The organism is Duganella sp. Root1480D1 (assembly GCF_001427305.1).
Lineage (GTDB): Bacteria > Pseudomonadota > Gammaproteobacteria > Burkholderiales > Burkholderiaceae_D > Rugamonas.
In genome coordinates this window covers 279,607-295,914 of record NZ_LMFZ01000034.1, presented here as the reverse complement: position 1 = coordinate 295,914, position 16,308 = coordinate 279,607, and the positions used below count along the sequence as shown (strand labels likewise).

Genomic DNA, 16,308 nt, shown 5'->3' with positions numbered 1-16,308 from the left:
ATGTCATACTCCCTTCGGCAGGATGAGACTGAGCGAATGCCGGACTGACTGGAATTCGCGCTCCAGTTGCGCTATCAGGTCTGCCGCGCCATCGGTGTCGCCGGCGCGGGCCATCTGTTCCAGCTCCTTGAACAGCCTGGCCAGCGTGTCGGCGCCGACGTTGGCGCTGCTGGATTTCAGGCTGTGGGCGGTTTTGCGGATGGTGCCTGGGTCGCTTTCTGCGACCGCTTCGTGTAGTGCTGCGAGCTGGCGGGGAGTGTCTTGCAGGAAGGTGGCCAGCACGCGCTGCAGCAATAATTCACCCTGGCCCGCGCTGAGGGCGCGGATGGCGTCGAGCGCGAGCGGGTTGATGGCAGCCGGCGGGGCTGACGGCAGTGCGGCGGACAACATGGCGCTCGGCGAGTCGGGAGCGGGCGATGGGCGCGGCAGTGCGATCCAGCGGCCCAGCGTGTCGGCCAGCGCCTGCTGCGAAAACGGTTTGCTGATGTAATCGTCCATGCCCGCCGCCAGGCAGCGTTCGCGATCGCCCTGCAGGGCGTTGGCAGTGATGGCGACGATCGGCGTGGCGCGTGTGCGTCCGCGCTGTTGTTCGAGGCGACGGATTTCGGCGGTAGCGGCCATGCCATCCATCACCGGCATCATGCAGTCCATCAGCACCAGGTCATAGTCGCCGGCGCGCACGGCGGCAAGCGCTTCTTCGCCGTTGGCGGCGCAGGCCACTTCCATGCCCAGGCCGCGCAGCATGGCCGACGCCACCTCCACGTTGACCGGGTTGTCCTCCGCCAGCAAGGCGCGCGGACGCTGGCCTGCGCGGGGACGCGGCGAGACCTGCGCCGGCGCTACGCCGGCCAGGGCGACTGCGCCCACGCCCTCATTGGCGCGCACTGGCGTCACGATGCAGTCGTACAGATCAGGCTCGCGCACCGGTTTAATGAGCTGGAACGCCACCCCTGCAGCACGGCGCTGCACCTGGTCCGCCGCATTGCGTTCGGAAGCCAGCAGGATCAAGCGAACCTGCGAAATATCGGGATCGGATTTGATCTCGGCCGCCAGAGCCAGCCCGCCAATATCGTCCAGCCCCATGTCGAGCAGCGCCACATCGTAGGGCCTCCCGCGCGCGGCGGCCGCATGCAGCTCGCGCAGCGCATCGGCAGCGCTGGGCGCGCAACTGCCTTGCAAATGCCAGCGCGTCAGCAGGCGTTGCAGCGCCAGCGCACTCTCGGCCTGGCGATCGACCACCAGTGCGCGCAAGCCCTTGGTCGGCTTTTGCTGGAAGCCCGCTTCGTCCGCATCCACGCGCCGCTTGTCGAACTGCACGGTGAACCAGAACACCGAGCCACGCCCCAAAGCGTTATCGATGCCGATCGAGCCGCCCATCAGCTCCACCAGTTGCTTGGAAATCGCCAGGCCCAGGCCGGTGCCGCCATGTTTGCGGGTTGTCGAGCCGTCGCCCTGCGAGAAAGAGTCGAAGATATGGGCCCGTGCCTCGCGCGATACGCCAATGCCGGTATCGTGCACCTCCACCCGCAAGCGCGCCGACTGGGCGTCTTCCTCCGCCACCCGGACCGCAACCGTGATCCGCCCCTGCTCGGTGAATTTGACCGCATTACCGAGCAGGTTGACGATCACCTGCCGCAGCCGGTTCGGATCGCCGCAGATCGCCAGCGGAATATTGTTGGCCACCGCGAACTCCATCTCGATACCCTTGGACTGGGCTTGCGGCGCAAACACGTTCTCGATATCGTCCAGCAGCTCGCGCAGGTTGAAGTTGATGTATTCAACGGTCAGCTTGCCCGCTTCAACCTTGGAAAAGTCGAGGATGTCGTTGATGATCACCAGCAGGTGCTCGCCCGAGCGCCGCACCATGCTGGTGTAATGGCGCTGGGTTTCGGTGAGGTGGGTGGCTGCCAGCAGCTCCGCCATGCCCAGCACCCCGTTCATCGGCGTGCGGATTTCATGCGACATATTGGCCAGGAAGGCGCTCTTGGCCTGGCTGGCTGCTTCTGCCGAGTCCTTGGCCTTTTCGAGTTGCGCGGTGCGGATGCTGACCTGCCGTTCCAGCTCGCCACGGTATTGTGCCAGCTTGGTGTCGCGGCTCTCGATCTGCGCCAGCATGCCGTTGAAACTGTCGATCAGCGTACCCAGTTCATCGCTGCGCTGGTGCTGCACCTGGGCGTAGGTCTGGCTGCTGCTTACCTTGTCCGCCGCCGCAATCAACTGCGCGATAGGCGCCGCAATGCCTTCGCGGAAGCGGGCCGACAGCACCAGCGCCAGCCAGAACGAGGAGGCGGTGGCCGCCGCCGTAATGCTAAGGTTGCGCAGGATGCCCAGCCACAGGGAAGCCTGGCCGGCTTCGATCATCACCGCCCCGATCACATGCTGGCGCACCCGCACCGGCCGGTAAAGCCGCAGCAGCGGCGCCCACGGCGGACCGTCGCGCTCGGCCAGTTCGCCGGATGCCAGTTGCCGCAGGCGCGGCGCATCCAATGCGTCGGGCGCCAGTTCGCGCAGGGCAGGGTAGGAGGCAAACAGCTTGCCGTCCCGGTCGAACAGGGCGGCGCGCGTGATATCGCTCTTGACCGCCAGCGCGGCCAGGGCTTGTTCGGCCGTCGGCCGGTCGGCATAGAGCAGGGAGGCGACGCTGTTGGCGCCGATGACGTCAGCCAGCGAGGTAAGCTGCTTGCGTTCCTCGCTGGTGTGGGAAAGGATGGACGCGACCGCGAACGCCACGAACACCAGCAGCAAGGCGCTGCCGGTGGTGAGCACGGAGATGATGGCCAGTTTCTGGCTTAGGCCGGACCGTTCGAAGTTGAGCATTTTCGCCGCCGAAGGACGATTCCATCGGGCAAAGAATAAATGCTAAGAATTTCGACACTTTGATCTGGCTCTAACTTCCAGTCACTAGCAGCAACCACCCCGCTTGCCTGCACCGCCGTAGCGCGCTTCTTGCCGCTCGCGGAAAAATTCCTCGTAGCTCATCACGGGCTCACCCGGGTGGGTGTTCTCGCGATGGGCGACGTAGGTGTCGTATTCCGGCAGGCCGCACATCAGCCGCATGCTCTGTCCGAGGTAGCGGCCTGCCTTGACGATTTCGCCCAGCATGGTGTTACTTGGCCGCAGCGGCGTATTGGGCCGGGGCTTCGTTATGGGTTGGGCGGCTGGCGTTCCAGGCCGCCAGCGCGGTGCGCACGCCGAACACCAGCACGCTGACCACGACGATCATGAAGAAGGCCGCCAGGCCCGCATCCAGGTAGTCGTTGAAGATCACTTGCTGCATCTGTTCGATCGACTTGGCCGGTGCCAGCACCTTGCCGTCGGCCAGGGCGGCCTGGTATTTCGCAGCGTGGGCCATGAAGCCGATCTTCGGATTGGCGTCGAAGATCTTCTGCCAGCCGGCAGTCAGGGTGCACAGCAGCAGCCAGACGGTCGGCAGCACGGTGACCCAGGCGTATTTGGCGCGCTTCATCTTGAACAGCACACAGGTCGCCAGGATCAGCGCGATCGCGGCCAGCATCTGGTTGGCGATGCCGAACAGCGGCCACAGGGTGTTGATGCCGCCCAGTGGATCGACCACGCCCTGGTACAGGAAGTAGCCCCAGGCAGCCACGCACAGGCCGGTAGCCAGCAGACTGGCGAACACGGAGTCGGTGCGCTTCAGCGACGGCGCGAAGGAACCCAGCAAATCCTGCAGCATGAAGCGGCCGGCGCGGGTGCCCGCGTCGACAGCGGTCAGGATGAACAGCGCTTCGAACAGGATGGCGAAGTGGTACCAGAACGCCATCATGGCCTTGCCGCCCACTACATTGGACAGGATGTGCGCCATGCCTACCGCCAGGGTAGGGGCGCCGCCGGCACGGGAGATGATGGTCGCTTCGCCCACGTCCTTGGCGGTCTGGGTCAGCATTTCAGGCGTGACGTAGAAGCCCCACTGGGAAATCGCCTGCGCCGCCGATTCGGCCGTGGTGCCGAGCAGTGCGGCCGGGCTGTTCATTGCAAAGTACACGCCAGGCTCGATGGTCGATGCGGCGACCAGTGCCATGATGGCGACGAAGGATTCCATCAGCATCGCCCCGTAGCCGATGAAGCGGGCATGGGTTTCGTTCTCGATCATCTTCGGCGTGGTGCCGGAGGAGATCAGCGCGTGGAAGCCGGAAACGGCACCGCAAGCGATGGTGATGAACAGGAAGGGGAACAGGTTGCCGCTCCACACAGGGCCGGTGCCGTCGATGAACTTGGTCAGCGAAGGCATTTGCAGCATCGGCGACACGATCACGATGCCCAGCGCCAGGCCGACAATGGTGCCGATCTTCAGGAAGGTGGACAGGTAGTCGCGCGGCGCCAGCAGCAGCCACACCGGCAGCACGGAAGCGATGAAGCCGTAGCCGATCAGCATCCAGGTCAGCTCAGTGCCGGTGAAATCGAACATTGGCGCCAGGGCCGGGTTTTCCTGCACCCATTGGCCGCCGAAGATGGCCAGCATCAGCAGCACGAAGCCGATCAGCGATACTTCGCCGATGCGGCCTACGCGCAAGTAGCGGGTGTAGACACCCATGAACAGCGCGATCGGGATGGTGGCCATCACGGTGAAGGAACCCCAAGGCGAATGCGCCAGCGCTTTCACCACGATCAGGGCCAGCACGGCCAGGATGATCACCATGATCATGAAGGTGCCCAGCAGCGCGATATTGCCCGGGACCGGGCCCAGTTCGGACTTGATCAGGTCACCGAGCGAACGGCCGTCGCGGCGGGTGGAAATGAACAGCACCATGAAGTCCTGCACGGCGCCGGCAAACACCACGCCAGCCAGGATCCACAGCATGCCAGGCAGGTAGCCCATTTGCGCTGCCAACACGGGGCCGACCAGCGGGCCGGCGCCGGCGATTGCGGCGAAGTGGTGGCCGAACAGGACGTTCTTGTTGGTCGGTACGTAGTCCAGGCCATCGTTGTATTTGTAGGCCGGGGTCAGGCGGTCAGCCTCCAGGCCCATGACGTTTTTGGCAATGAACAGGCTGTAAAAGCGGTACGCGATCAGGTACACGCAAACGGCTGCAATCACCAGCCAGATGGCGCTGACCGGTTCGCCGCGCTTGAGGGCAATCACGCCCAGGGCGCTGGCTCCCAGCACGGACATCGCCGCCCAGCCAAGTTTCTTCATAACGGGATTCATCGGGGTCTCCTCCAAGGATGAATGGCCAGTATTCAGGAATTGAATATCTGTCACAAGCGCACCACTACGCAAACGCCGTCCGTACAACTACGTAGGACAAGCGCGCAGCAGCGGGCTTACAATCGCCGCATGAAGCTGCGGCAAAAGTTCCTGTTCCTGGCCATTGCGCCCCTGATCCTGGCCCTGTGCGCGATCGCCATTGCGGTGCGCTACCAGGCGACCACGCTCGCCCGCCAGCAGCGCGACACCATCCAGCAGGCCTACCTGGCCAGCAAGGAAGCGGAACTCAAACACTACGTCACGCTGGCCAACCATTCGATTGCCCACCTGGTGCAGTCCGGCCGCAAGGACCCGGCCACGCTCGACGAAGCGAAACGCATCCTGTCGACCCTGAGTTTCGGTGATGACGGATATTTCTTCGTCTACGACATGCAGGGCAATTCGCTGATGCATCCGCGCCAGCCGGAGCTGGTGGGGCAGAACCTGTTCATGCTGAGGGACGACGAAGGCAATCCCACCATCCAGCGCCTGCTGGCCCGCGCCCGTGAAGGGGGAGGGCTGGAGCGCTACAACTGGGTCAAACCATCCACCCACAAATCGGCCCCCAAGCTTGGCTACGTGATTCCATTGCCGGAATGGGGCTGGATGCTGGGCACCGGCATTTACCTGGACGATGTCGACGCCGCGCTGGCCAAGGTCGACGCCCAGCAGCGCGGCAATATCCGCAACACCTTGCTGTGGATGGCGGCGATTGCGGCCATGGCGCTGGTGGCGGTGGGCGTGTCCGGCCTGGCGTTGAATATCCGCGAATACCGCGTGGCCGATGCCAAGCTCAAGGTGCTGGCGCAGCGCGTGGTCGAATCGCAGGAGGAGGAAAGGGCGCGCCTGTCGCGCGACCTGCACGACGGTATCAGCCAATGGCTGGTGTCGATCAAGCTGCAGATCGAAGCGGGCATTATCCGGCTTGGCAATCCTGCGCAGCAGGACAAGGCCAAGGCAGCTTTCGAACACACGGCGGAACAGTTGAACAATGTGCTGGGCGAGGTGCGCCGCATCTCGCATAACCTGCGTCCCGCCATCCTGGACGACCTGGGCCTGGCGGCCGCGCTCGACCACCTGGCCGCTGAATTTCGCGTGCACATCGGCGTCGACGTAGCCTTCAGCGCGGCCGGCTGCACCGACCGATTGCCGGACGTGGCCAACACGGTGCTGTTCCGCATTGCGCAGGAAGCGCTGACCAATATCGAGCGCCACGCAGCCGCCACCCGCATCAATATTGAACTTGAAGGCGATGCCGGAGGCGTCACGCTGCGCATCGCCGACAACGGCAGCGGCTTCGATGCCGAGGGCATCGCCGGCCATCCGAAGCGTGGCATCGGCTTACGGAATATGATGGAACGCATGGACGCGATCGGCGGCCAGTTCCGCATCGAATCCTCGCCAGCCGGCACCATCGTGGTGGCGCGTGTAGACAACAGAGGCAATCAATGAGTGAGCTGCGAACAAGAATCCTGCTGGTAGACGACCATCCCCTGGTGCGCGACGGCCTGCGCGCGCGGCTGGAAGCCATGGCGCAATTCGAAGTAGTAGCGGAAGCAGGCAGCGCGGCCGAAGCGCTGGAAGCTGCAGGCTTGCACAGCCCCGACCTGGTGCTGATGGACATCAATATGCGCGGCACCAACGGCATTGAAGCCACCGCCCTGTTCAAGCGCCAATTCCCGGCGATTGCGGTGCTGATCCTGTCGATGCACGACAAGCTGGAATACGTGACCCAGGCCATCCAGGCCGGCGCCCGCGGCTATGTGCTGAAAGACGCGCCGGGCAAGGATATCGTGGTCGCCATCGAAACGGTGATGGCCGGCGGCATCTACTACAGCGCCAACCTGGCGCAGCAACTGGCCAAGCCCATGGCCCAGGATAACCAGCTCACCAGCCGTGAAGCGGAGGTGCTGCGCCACCTCGCCAATGGCGAATCCAACAAGCTTATTGCGCGTCAACTGGACCTCAGCGTGCGCACAGTGGAAACCCACCGCCTTAATATAAAACGCAAGCTTGGCATCGAAGGACAGGCAGAATTGATCAAGTTTGCCGTCCAACACGCACAATTCGATAAGTAGGAATTGCCAATTTAATACAGTAATGTATCGTTACTGGTACAAAACCTGCAATTCGATTATCTCCTCTATCACCCAAAAGCTGACTTTTGGGCAATTTCTGTTAGACTCCCCGAGTCTTGTAACACAGGGTGTCTGCGCGCGCTCAATGGTTGCTTTACATCAATAGACCATTTACCATTGTTCGTGTTACCACACCGAGATTCCGATGTTTGCGTCAGATCCGAAATCGATACCGCTGGTGGGAATCAAGCCTGTCCTGGATGCCCAAAACCACTGGGTAGGACTGGCGTTTCAAATGCCGGTAGCCGCATCGCTGTCAACGCTGCAATCGCTCCTGTGCTGCCCTGAATCCGAACAACTGGGTTCCCTCGATTACTTCATCCCCCTTGCCGATCCGCTCGCACTCGACGCTACCCAGCTCGATGGCCTGCCGCTTGAGCGCATGGTATTCACCGTTCCCGCCGCGCTGCTGGCCGATGTGGCGGTGCAGGCGCGCTGCAAGCAGCTAGCTGACCGTGGTTTGCGCTTGCTGGCGGACGGCGAAGCCGGCGTCGCCGCCGCGCGAGCCGGCATCCGTGGCCTTGATGCCGATTGCGCCGATGCGTTGCCCGGTGCGCTGGCGCTGATGTCGCTGCCCGGCCCGCACCTGGCGCGCAATGCCGATCCGGTGCGCGCCGGCGAATGCCGCAAAGCCGGTTTCACGCTGTTTCGCGGCGAGCTGCCGCGTGTGCAGGAACATGAGGCGGGGCAGGGCGATGGCACCACCCGCAAACGCCTGCTTGCGCTGCTTGGCCTGCTGGCCCAGGATGCCGATTCGCGTGAACTGGAAGCCTTGCTGAAGCAGGACCCGGCGTTGTCCTTCCAGTTGCTCAAGCTGGTCAATTCGGCTGCCTTCGCGCCGAGCAGCAACCCGATCCACAACTTCGGCCAGGCCATCAACCTGCTGGGACGCCGCCAGCTGCAACGCTGGTTGCAACTGCTGCTGTACGCGCGCCAGCAGGCCGACGGCCCGGCCAATGCATTGCTGCCGCTGGCGGCCCTGCGCGCGGCGCAAATGGAAGCCTTGTGCAAGCTGCGCGAAGGCGACCGCGATGAGCAGGACATGGCGTTCCTGGTCGGCGTATTCTCGCTGCTGGACGTGCTGCTGGCGATGCCGATGACCGAGATCGTATCCGCCCTGAACCTTGACCTGGACGTGGTCGCGGCCCTGCTGGACCGCAGCGGCGAACTGGGTGAAATGCTGGCGCTGGTCGAAATGCATGAACCGCAGGCGAGCGCCCTGCGCGACGTTGGCATCGACAACGAAACCTATTGGCGCAGCCTGTTGCAGGCCTACCATTGGGCGCTGCAGGTCAGCAGGAACGTGTAAGCATGCACCAGCAACCGGTTGCCAACTTCCTCGCCAGCAGCGCCGCCATGTGCGATGCCGTGCTGCGCCTGCGCGGACCCGCGCTGGTAGAGGAATTGGGCCGCATCGCGCGTGAAGTCACCGGTAGCCCGCACGGCCGCTACGTGCCGCGCGACATGACCCCCGCCACCGGCTTGCCGGGATGGGAAAGCGGACTGTCGCAACTGGTCCAGTTCGACAGCCAGTACTTCGGCCGCTTTGAAGTGTCGGGCCTGGAGAGCTATGCGGAGACCACCCGTCAGAACCTGGCCAGCCTGGCCAGCCTGGCCGCCAGCGTGCTGCAAGTGCACTCGGTAGCGCAGCGCACCACCCACGCCTACGTGCAGGTGGAAGCGCGCCTGCAGCACCAGTCGCAGATCCTGGACCAGATCCACGAGTCGGTCCTGACGATGGACCTGAACGGTTTCATCACAAGCTGGAACAAGGGCGCCGAGCGCCTGTTCGGCTATTCGGCGGTGGAAGCGGTCGGCCGCAACATCATCTTCCTGTACGACGACGAAGATGAAGACCTCGGTGATGAATTCCTGGAGCAGGGCGGGCGCCTGATGGAAGTGCGCCGCAAGAAAAAGAATGGCGAAATATTCTGGGCCAGCCTGTCGCTGTCGCAGCTGTGCGATATGGAAGACCGCTCGATCGGCCTGATCGCCTACCTGACCGACATCACTGAGCGCAAGCAGGCGGAGGAACGCATCCACCACCTGGCGTATTACGATGCGCTGACAGGCCTGCCGAACCGCTCGCTCCTGACCAAGCTGGTAGACCAGGCCCTGATCGTGGCCCAGCGCAGCAAGGCCCACGGCTGCGTCATGTTCATCGACTTGAACCGCTTCAAGCTGATTAACGACACGCTGGGCCGTGCCGTTGGCGATGCGCTGCTGCGTGAAATATCGCAGCGCTTCCGCCTGGCCCTGCGCGACCAGGACGTGGTGGCGCGCCTGTCCGGCGACGAATTCGCGGTCGGCCTGTTCGATATCCACCAGCATTACGAGGCGAGCATGGTAGCCAACAAGCTGCTGTCGGCGCTGAACGAGCCTTTCCTGATCGACGGCCACGACCTGCGCGTCAGCGCATCGATCGGCATCAGCGTCTACCCGCAGGACGGCAACGACGCGGAAACCTTGCTGCGCCTGGCCGATATCGCCATGTACCGCGCCAAGCAGAACTCCTCGACGGACGGCGAGCATATCGCCTTCTACAGCCAGGACATGAACAAAGGCATGCAGGAACGCATGCGCATCGAATCCGGACTGCGCCAGGCGCTGGGCAACGGACAACTGCTGCTGCATTACCAGCCGAAGTTTGAAATCAGCACCGGTAAGATCATCGGCGCCGAAGCGCTGGTGCGCTGGAAGCATCCCGAGCGCGGGCTGGTGCCGCCGGCCGAATTCATCCCGCTGGCGGAAGCAACCGGGCTGGTGGTGCAAGTCGGCGAATGGGTCCTGGAGGCCGCTTGCGCGCAGGCGCAGGCCTGGAAGGAAAAGGGCTTGCCTCCGGTACGGCTGGCAGTCAACGTATCGGCGCGCGAATTCACCTCCGCGCTGCCGGGCCGCGTGATGGAAACGCTGCAGCGCTACGGCCTCGAACCGTCCTGGCTGGAACTGGAAATCACCGAATCCACCCTGATGCACAATATCGAACGCGTGATCGGCATCATGGACCGCCTGACCGCCTCCGGCATCACGTTATCGCTGGACGATTTCGGTACCGGCTATTCCAGCCTGTCCTACCTGAAGCGCTTCCCGATCGATACGCTGAAGATCGACCGCTCCTTCACCACCGGAATCCCGGTCGACACCAACGACTGTGCCATTGCCAGCACCATCATCAGCATCGCCCAGCAACTGAAGCACAAGGTGATCGCCGAAGGGGTTGAAACCCCCGAACAACTGGCCTTCCTCAAGGATTCGGGCTGCGACGAAGTGCAGGGCTACCTGTTCTCGCGCCCCTTGCCCGCCCAGGAGTTCGAAGACGCCCTGTTACGGAACTGGACGCCTGCGGAGCCCCGCGCCGCCAACGCGGGCTAGTTCGCCACCTCCATCATCCAGCGCGAGACCTCATCGCGCGAAGCGGCGGGCGCGCCTGTATGCGTGGCGTCCGGCTCATATAGCCTGGTGCGCGGATTGCGCGGCAGGGCATCGAAGTTAGCCTGCTTGGCCTTGAGCAGGCCAGGATAATCGTTCTTCGGCACCACCAGCAGCACGGGATTTTCCGGCCGCATGCCGCGAATCGACTGCATCAGGTTCATCGCGCCGTCGGGATCGAACCAGGAGACGTAGTTATCAGGCTTGCAGACAACTGCATAGGTTCCCTTGGCGCCTTCGAAATCCTGCAATCGCGCGGTCTCGCCGCCTTTGCCCGCTGCGATGAGCTTCCTGGCCTCCTCCAGGGTTCCGCCCAGCTTTTCTCGAATCACCTGGCTGGCGCTGCTTGCGCCGGGCGCGATGGCAATGACGCCGTCCACCGCATGCTTGCTGCCGTAGTGCAGTGCGAACGTTCCGCCCTGGCTATGTCCGGCCACGAAAAGGCGGCTTGCGCCTTTTGCCCGCAAACCCGTCAACGCCGCCTCGATTTCCCCTTCCGCCGCAGCCGTATTGACGTCGTAATTCCGGTTGCCCGACCAGGGCATTTCGATATTGGCGACAAGGTGCCCCTTGGCCTCCAGACCGGACGCCAGTTCCGCCACAAATTTTGCCGGCGAACCGCCTTTGCCGTGCATGACAACTACGCCCACGGCTTGCGGCGCGGTCTGCGCCATGGCTGTGCCAGCGAACACGAATATCGCTGCAAGCCTGCTGAAAAATCCAATCATCGCCCCTCCCTTATTTGGGTACAAAGCTGTCCACTTCATCGATAAGCTGCGCGCGGCCGCGGTCCGGGCGCTCCAGGTGCAGGAAGTGGGTGGCGCCAGGAATGCGCACCATGCGCACGGCGGCGGCGTGCACCAGGTCCGCCTGCAGGTTCGCCATGTCTTCCGGTCGCGACCAGAAATCCTTTTCACCGGCTATCGCCAGCACTGGCGCCGTGATCAGCGACGCGTCCCACAACTGGCGGCCAGTGGCGAGGTAGAAGCTGTCTTCCATCGCCCCGCAGGGCGCACGGAAGCTGCGCGGCTCGCGCTGGGCGCTGGTGCTGTCACTATCCAGTGCCGCCTCGACATAAGCCTTTGCCACGCCCGGATCGCGCGCACTGTCCTTATCCTCGCCCAGCGTGCGGTCCCACGGGCCCAGGGTAGACGCCGCGTCGGACACACGGTAATTGCCGCAAGCCGCGCGGTTGAAGGTGCCTAGCTGTTCCTTGTCCTCCATGCCCGTTCCGCGCCCAATCAGTGGATGCGCGGTGGTGCCGCGATAGAGGCTGTTCAGCATGACCACCGCGCTCAGTTTCGGCGAATGCAGGGTCGCATAATGCCCGGCCCATTGGCCCCCAGTCGCCCAGCCAAGCAGCGCCACCTTGGCGCCGCCACTGCGCCTGCGCGCAAAGTCCACCGCCGCATCGATATCTTCGACAGCGGCATTGGTGCGCACCAGTGCCGCACCTGTCGTCGGCGCCGACGCCATCTCGGCAAGCCTGGTTGAAGCGCCATAGCCGCGCACATCGAGCGTGTAGACATCAAATCCGCGTGCCGCCAGGTCGGCCGCCAGCGAGCCGCCCGCCACCGGCAAGTCGAACGAAGCCTTCGAGCTGACCCGCGCACCATGCACCAGCAGGATAGGGCGCTTGCCGTGATGCTGCCCGACCTCGGTCACCGCCAGGGTGATGCCCGGCGCGGAAGGCACGTCGAATTGTTGCGAAGCCTGGGCTGGAAAAGCCAGCAAGCCTGCTGCGGTGAGAAGCAGTGATTTCACTTTGCCCTTCCGTGATTAGTGGAATGGCAAGGTTAGCATAATAAAAAAGGGCAGCCACACGGGCTGCCCTTTCCTGGTCGATGGGAGCGCTGGACGCGCAATTAACCCCAACCGTACCAGGCGTCGCGCAGTTCGCCGACTTTGATGTTGGTCAGTTTGGCCTGCTTGGAAAGCCAATCCTGCACCAGGGTGCGGTGGCTTTCGTCGACTTTGCCGTATGGCTTGTTCGACACCATGATGCCGCCGAAATCGTCGTCGTATCCACCGCCAAAGGCGAGGCCATTGGCCTCGATGGCTTCTTCGAGGAACTGGTGGATCAGCGCGTTGTGTTCAGCAAGGGTCAGCGTGCCGACCAGTTGTGCCTCGACGAGGAAACCGAGTTCCTGGAATTCACCGAGGTGCTTTTTCTTGAGTTGGCGTCTGTTATAGCGGCGGGATGCGGTCATGATGGTGCCTGAAATTTAGGACCTGGGATGTTAGTACAGGAGAAGGGCTCCGCCTAATGCCGGACCGGCGCCGCCTGTCCGGGAGCCGGCAAATTCATCGACAGCAGCACGTCCAGTTCCGTGTGATTGACCGGCTTGGTCAGGTGAAAGTCGAAGCCGGCCTCGCGCGTCAACCGGCGATCGGCTTCCTGGCCCCATCCGGTGACGGCGATGATACGCGGCCCGGGTTGGGTGGTTCGCCCCCGCAGTTCGCGCGCCACGTCGAAGCCCGACATTCCGGGCATGCCCAGGTCGAGCAGGACGACTTCCGGCTCGAACTCGAACGCGAGTCTGAGCCCTTCTTGTCCATTATGGACCTCGCGCACCTGGTGGCCGGAGGCCTGCAACGGAAGTTTCTAGTAGAAGTCCCCGCGAGCCCTTCTCGCTTCGTAGTTCAACGACTCCACAGTACTTGATACTTTACCCAGATGCTGCGATTCTTCTTCGACCCGATCCTGTAATGCTTCCAGTTCAGTCCAAGCTTCTTTGGTCTGCGAACTGAGAACCTGGAGTTCTTTCAGAGTACGCTCCATGTGCGCCTGAATTTCATCAGTTTTGCCGACCAGGCTAGCCTGCAATTCGTTGGCCTGTACAACCTTGCCTCGAAGTGCTGCGATATATTCTGCGCCTTCCGCTGCAGACTTAAAGTGAGGCTGCGTAAGTTCTATTCGACCCGCCGTCCATTCCATGTCGAGCTGTTACACGGTTGCATAAGCCAGAAAATCCCAGGCAAAACCCACTGATCGCTCCGTTCTCTTATTTACTTGATAATGGCCTGGGCTGGTGTGAGAGTTGCGAAACAGAGTGTTTACTGAGATGGGTTGCGGAAACCGTTTCCGCAACTCAGGTGTTACGAGGAGAGGATGAAGTCCCATAGGCGGCTCAAAGGGCGGCGCGGAAAAACAAGAGCCCTTGATTTACAAGGGCTCGTTATGATGTCTGGCGGAAGCGGTGAGATTCGAACTCACGAACGGGATTAACCGTCGGCAGTTTTCAAGACTGCTGCCTTCAACCACTCGGCCACGCTTCCGGAGGGCTGGATTATACATTCCCCACGCCAATCACGCCAAGAATCATGCAGTTCGTCGCAAATTCCCGCATTTGCGCCCCGGTGCCGGGTAAAGTCGCCCCACTTTTAAAAACTCTTGGGGGACTGAATGAAATTGCATAACACCGCCTTCGCGGCAATGGCTCTGGCTAGCGGCATGGCTTGGGCTGCCCCTGTCGAAGTGAGCGTGTCGCCGGCCAAGCCGCTGATTGAGCAGGGCAAGGGCCAGCAACTGCTGAACATCGACTTCCTGGTCAAGAACGATAGCCAGGACAAGGTTGAACTGAGCGAAGTCGAAGTTTCCGTGCTGGGCGACGCCGGCAAGCTGGTGGCGCAGTACCGCGTAGGTGCCAATGGCCGCAGCGTGCTGGTGGTGCCAAATCGCTTGATTGAGCCGGGCAAGTCGGAGTTGGTATTCAACCCCCTGTTTGCATTCCCCCAGGAGCTGGATATCTCCCGCCTGCGCTATACCTTCAAATTCGACGTGGGCGACGACACCAAATACACCGTTGAAGTTCCAGTGGCGCCAAGCGCGTTCAAGCCGAAAGCGCAGTTGCAACTGCCGCTCGCCGGACCGGTGCTGGTGCACGACGGCCATGATTTCTATGGCCATCACCGCCGCCTGCCATTGCTCGATCCGATGGCGCAAGCGCTGAAATGGCAGCGCAACTTCATGCGCTACAGCTATGACTTCGTTGCCACCGACGACCAGGGGCGCATGTTCAAGGGCGACGGTTCACGCAATGAAGACTGGTATGGCTGGGGAAAGCCCATCGTGGCGCCGGCGGGCGGCAAAGTGATTCGTGCAGTTGCCACCATTCCGGATAACTCCAAGGGCAAGGGACCTTCCTTTGGCAAGGAACAGTTCATCGCCGACCCGAGCATCATGTGGGGCAACCATGTGGAGATCGACCATGGCAACGGTGAAATCAGCCTGTTGGCCCATATGAAGCAGGGCAGCGTGACAGTCAAGGTGGGCGATACCGTGAAAGCGGGGCAGAAGGTCGGTGAAATGGGCTTTTCGGGCGACGCCTTCCTGGTACACCTGCACTATGACCTGAAGAATGCGCCCGGATTTGATGCGGATGCGCTGCCATCGCCCTTCAATAATTTCGAGCGCCTGACCGGCAAGAACTGGCTCAAGGTCAAGCAGGGTCAGGTCGATAGCGGCGACGTGGTGCGCCGCCTGCCGTAAGCGCTAGCGGATGCGCCGCGTGGTTTCGCGCACCACCAGCTCCACCGGCGGAATCGTGCCTTCCACTTCCTCGCCGTTGATCAATCCGAGCATGGACTGCACGGCCGTCTGGCCGATGACGTACAGCGGCTGGCGGATGGTGGTCAGCGGCGGCGTGGTGTACGAGGAGCCAGGCAGGTCGTCGAAGCCGACCAGCGAAACGTCGTCCGGCACGCGGATGCCTTTGCGGTACAGGAAAAGCCGCGCGCCGTATGCTGTCTGGTCGTTGACCGCGAAGACTGCGGTGAACGGATGCTGGCTGTCGTACAGGCGGTTCATCGCCATCAGGCCGCCGGCTTCCTGCAGGTTGCCCTCCACGACCAGCGCCGGGTCGAAGGGAATATCTGCTTCCTTCAGCGCACGTTTGTAGCCGGCCAGGCGCTCCACCGAATCGCGGTTTTCGACCGGGCCCGCCAGGTGGGCGATACGGCGGTGGCCCATTTCGATCAGGTGGCGCACGGCCAGCCAGGCGCCGTGTTCATTATCGAGTGCGAAGCCGATGGCGCGGTTGGTGCGCAGCACGCGGCCCAGCGATACGACGGGGCGTTGCGCGGCGAAGCCCAGCACCGCTGCGTCGGTCATGCGGCCGGTCAGCAGGATGATGCCGTCCACTTTGCGCGCCAGCAGCAGCCGGATGCGCTCCGCCTCTTCGTCGGCATTCCAGTGGCCGCTGACGATCACCGAGGCGTAGCCGGTGCCTTTCAGCCCGTCGTCAACGCCGTGCAGGATCTCGTCGAAGAAGGGCGAGGCGATGTCCTGCACCACGATCCCGATCGTCATCGTGCGCCCGTGCTTCAGGCTCTGCGCCATCTGGTTGGGGGCAAAATTCAGCTCGCTGATCGCGGCCTGCACGGCTTGCCGCTTGTCGTCTGCCACCTTGGCGGTGCCGTTCAGGATGCGCGATACGGTGCTGGGGGAGACGCCCGCGCGGCGGGCTACGTCGGTCAGCGTGGCTGGCGTGGGGATGTTGGCGTGGTCGTTCAAGGGGTTTCTCATTATGAAAT

General features: G+C 62.8%; 14 protein-coding genes and 1 tRNA gene. 5 read left to right on the top strand and 10 right to left on the bottom strand.

Going from position 1 to position 16,308, the window contains the following annotated elements; genetic code table 11:
- Positions 1 to 3: 3 nt before the first annotated feature.
- The 3 genes from ASD58_RS22275 to ASD58_RS22265 form a co-directional block, all read right to left on the bottom strand.
- Entirely contained in the window at positions 4 to 2,817 is a 2,814-nt protein-coding gene (locus ASD58_RS22275; RefSeq protein ID WP_057263405.1) for a response regulator, read from the bottom strand.
- Positions 2,818 to 2,901: 84 nt separating this feature from the next.
- A complete protein-coding gene (locus ASD58_RS22270) occupies positions 2,902 to 3,102 on the bottom strand; it encodes a YbdD/YjiX family protein (RefSeq protein WP_057263404.1) in 201 nt (66 codons plus the stop codon).
- A 4-nt stretch (positions 3,103 to 3,106) separates the two neighbouring features.
- Positions 3,107 to 5,167, bottom strand: coding sequence for a carbon starvation CstA family protein (locus ASD58_RS22265; RefSeq protein WP_057263403.1), 2,061 nt, complete (start codon positions 5,165 to 5,167; stop codon positions 3,107 to 3,109).
- A gap of 129 nt (positions 5,168 to 5,296) precedes the next feature.
- Between ASD58_RS22265 and ASD58_RS22260 the strand changes: the two genes are divergently transcribed.
- The 4 genes from ASD58_RS22260 (at position 5,297) to ASD58_RS22245 (ending at position 10,716) form a co-directional block, all read left to right on the top strand.
- Positions 5,297 to 6,658: a cache domain-containing protein gene (locus tag ASD58_RS22260; protein ID WP_057263402.1), complete on the top strand. Its 1,362-nt coding sequence runs from the start codon at positions 5,297 to 5,299 to the stop codon at positions 6,656 to 6,658.
- Positions 6,655 to 7,284, top strand: a complete 630-nt coding sequence (locus ASD58_RS22255; RefSeq protein WP_057263401.1) for a response regulator transcription factor — start codon at positions 6,655 to 6,657, stop codon at positions 7,282 to 7,284. The genes ASD58_RS22260 and ASD58_RS22255 overlap by 4 nt, the downstream gene beginning before the upstream one ends.
- A 295-nt stretch (positions 7,285 to 7,579) precedes the next feature.
- Positions 7,580 to 8,653, top strand: coding sequence for an HDOD domain-containing protein (locus ASD58_RS22250; RefSeq protein WP_229210062.1), 1,074 nt, complete (start codon positions 7,580 to 7,582; stop codon positions 8,651 to 8,653).
- A gap of 2 nt (positions 8,654 to 8,655) precedes the next feature.
- Entirely contained in the window at positions 8,656 to 10,716 is a 2,061-nt protein-coding gene (locus ASD58_RS22245) for a bifunctional diguanylate cyclase/phosphodiesterase (RefSeq protein WP_057263399.1), read from the top strand.
- On the opposite strand, the gene ASD58_RS22240 is transcribed toward ASD58_RS22245, so the two are convergent.
- The 6 genes from ASD58_RS22240 to ASD58_RS22215 form a co-directional block, all read right to left on the bottom strand.
- Positions 10,713 to 11,501, bottom strand: a complete 789-nt coding sequence (locus tag ASD58_RS22240) for an alpha/beta fold hydrolase (RefSeq protein ID WP_057263398.1) — start codon at positions 11,499 to 11,501, stop codon at positions 10,713 to 10,715. The two genes, ASD58_RS22245 and ASD58_RS22240, sit on opposite strands and share 4 nt — an antisense overlap.
- A gap of 10 nt (positions 11,502 to 11,511) precedes the next feature.
- Positions 11,512 to 12,537: an alpha/beta hydrolase gene (locus ASD58_RS22235; protein WP_156401421.1), complete on the bottom strand. Its 1,026-nt coding sequence runs from the start codon at positions 12,535 to 12,537 to the stop codon at positions 11,512 to 11,514.
- A gap of 101 nt (positions 12,538 to 12,638) precedes the next feature.
- Positions 12,639 to 12,983, bottom strand: a complete 345-nt coding sequence (locus ASD58_RS22230; protein ID WP_057263397.1) for a YggL family protein — start codon at positions 12,981 to 12,983, stop codon at positions 12,639 to 12,641.
- 53 nt (positions 12,984 to 13,036) lie between these two features.
- Positions 13,037 to 13,369, bottom strand: a complete 333-nt coding sequence (locus tag ASD58_RS22225) for a response regulator (RefSeq protein WP_057263396.1) — start codon at positions 13,367 to 13,369, stop codon at positions 13,037 to 13,039.
- A 9-nt stretch (positions 13,370 to 13,378) separates the two neighbouring features.
- Entirely contained in the window at positions 13,379 to 13,711 is a 333-nt protein-coding gene (locus ASD58_RS22220; protein WP_057263395.1) for a hypothetical protein, read from the bottom strand.
- Positions 13,712 to 13,962: 251 nt separating this feature from the next.
- Positions 13,963 to 14,052 (bottom strand) — tRNA-Ser (locus ASD58_RS22215).
- A gap of 127 nt (positions 14,053 to 14,179) precedes the next feature.
- Here ASD58_RS22215 and ASD58_RS22210 point away from each other — a divergent pair.
- Positions 14,180 to 15,265 (top strand): M23 family metallopeptidase, encoded by a 1,086-nt coding sequence (locus ASD58_RS22210; protein WP_057263394.1) that lies wholly within the window; start codon positions 14,180 to 14,182, stop codon positions 15,263 to 15,265.
- Positions 15,266 to 15,268: 3 nt separating this feature from the next.
- Here ASD58_RS22210 and ASD58_RS22205 read toward each other — a convergent pair whose 3' ends face one another.
- On the bottom strand, positions 15,269 to 16,300 hold the full coding sequence (locus ASD58_RS22205) for a LacI family DNA-binding transcriptional regulator (protein ID WP_057263393.1): 1,032 nt from the start codon (positions 16,298 to 16,300) through the stop codon (positions 15,269 to 15,271).
- Between the last annotated feature and the right edge of the window lie 8 nt (positions 16,301 to 16,308).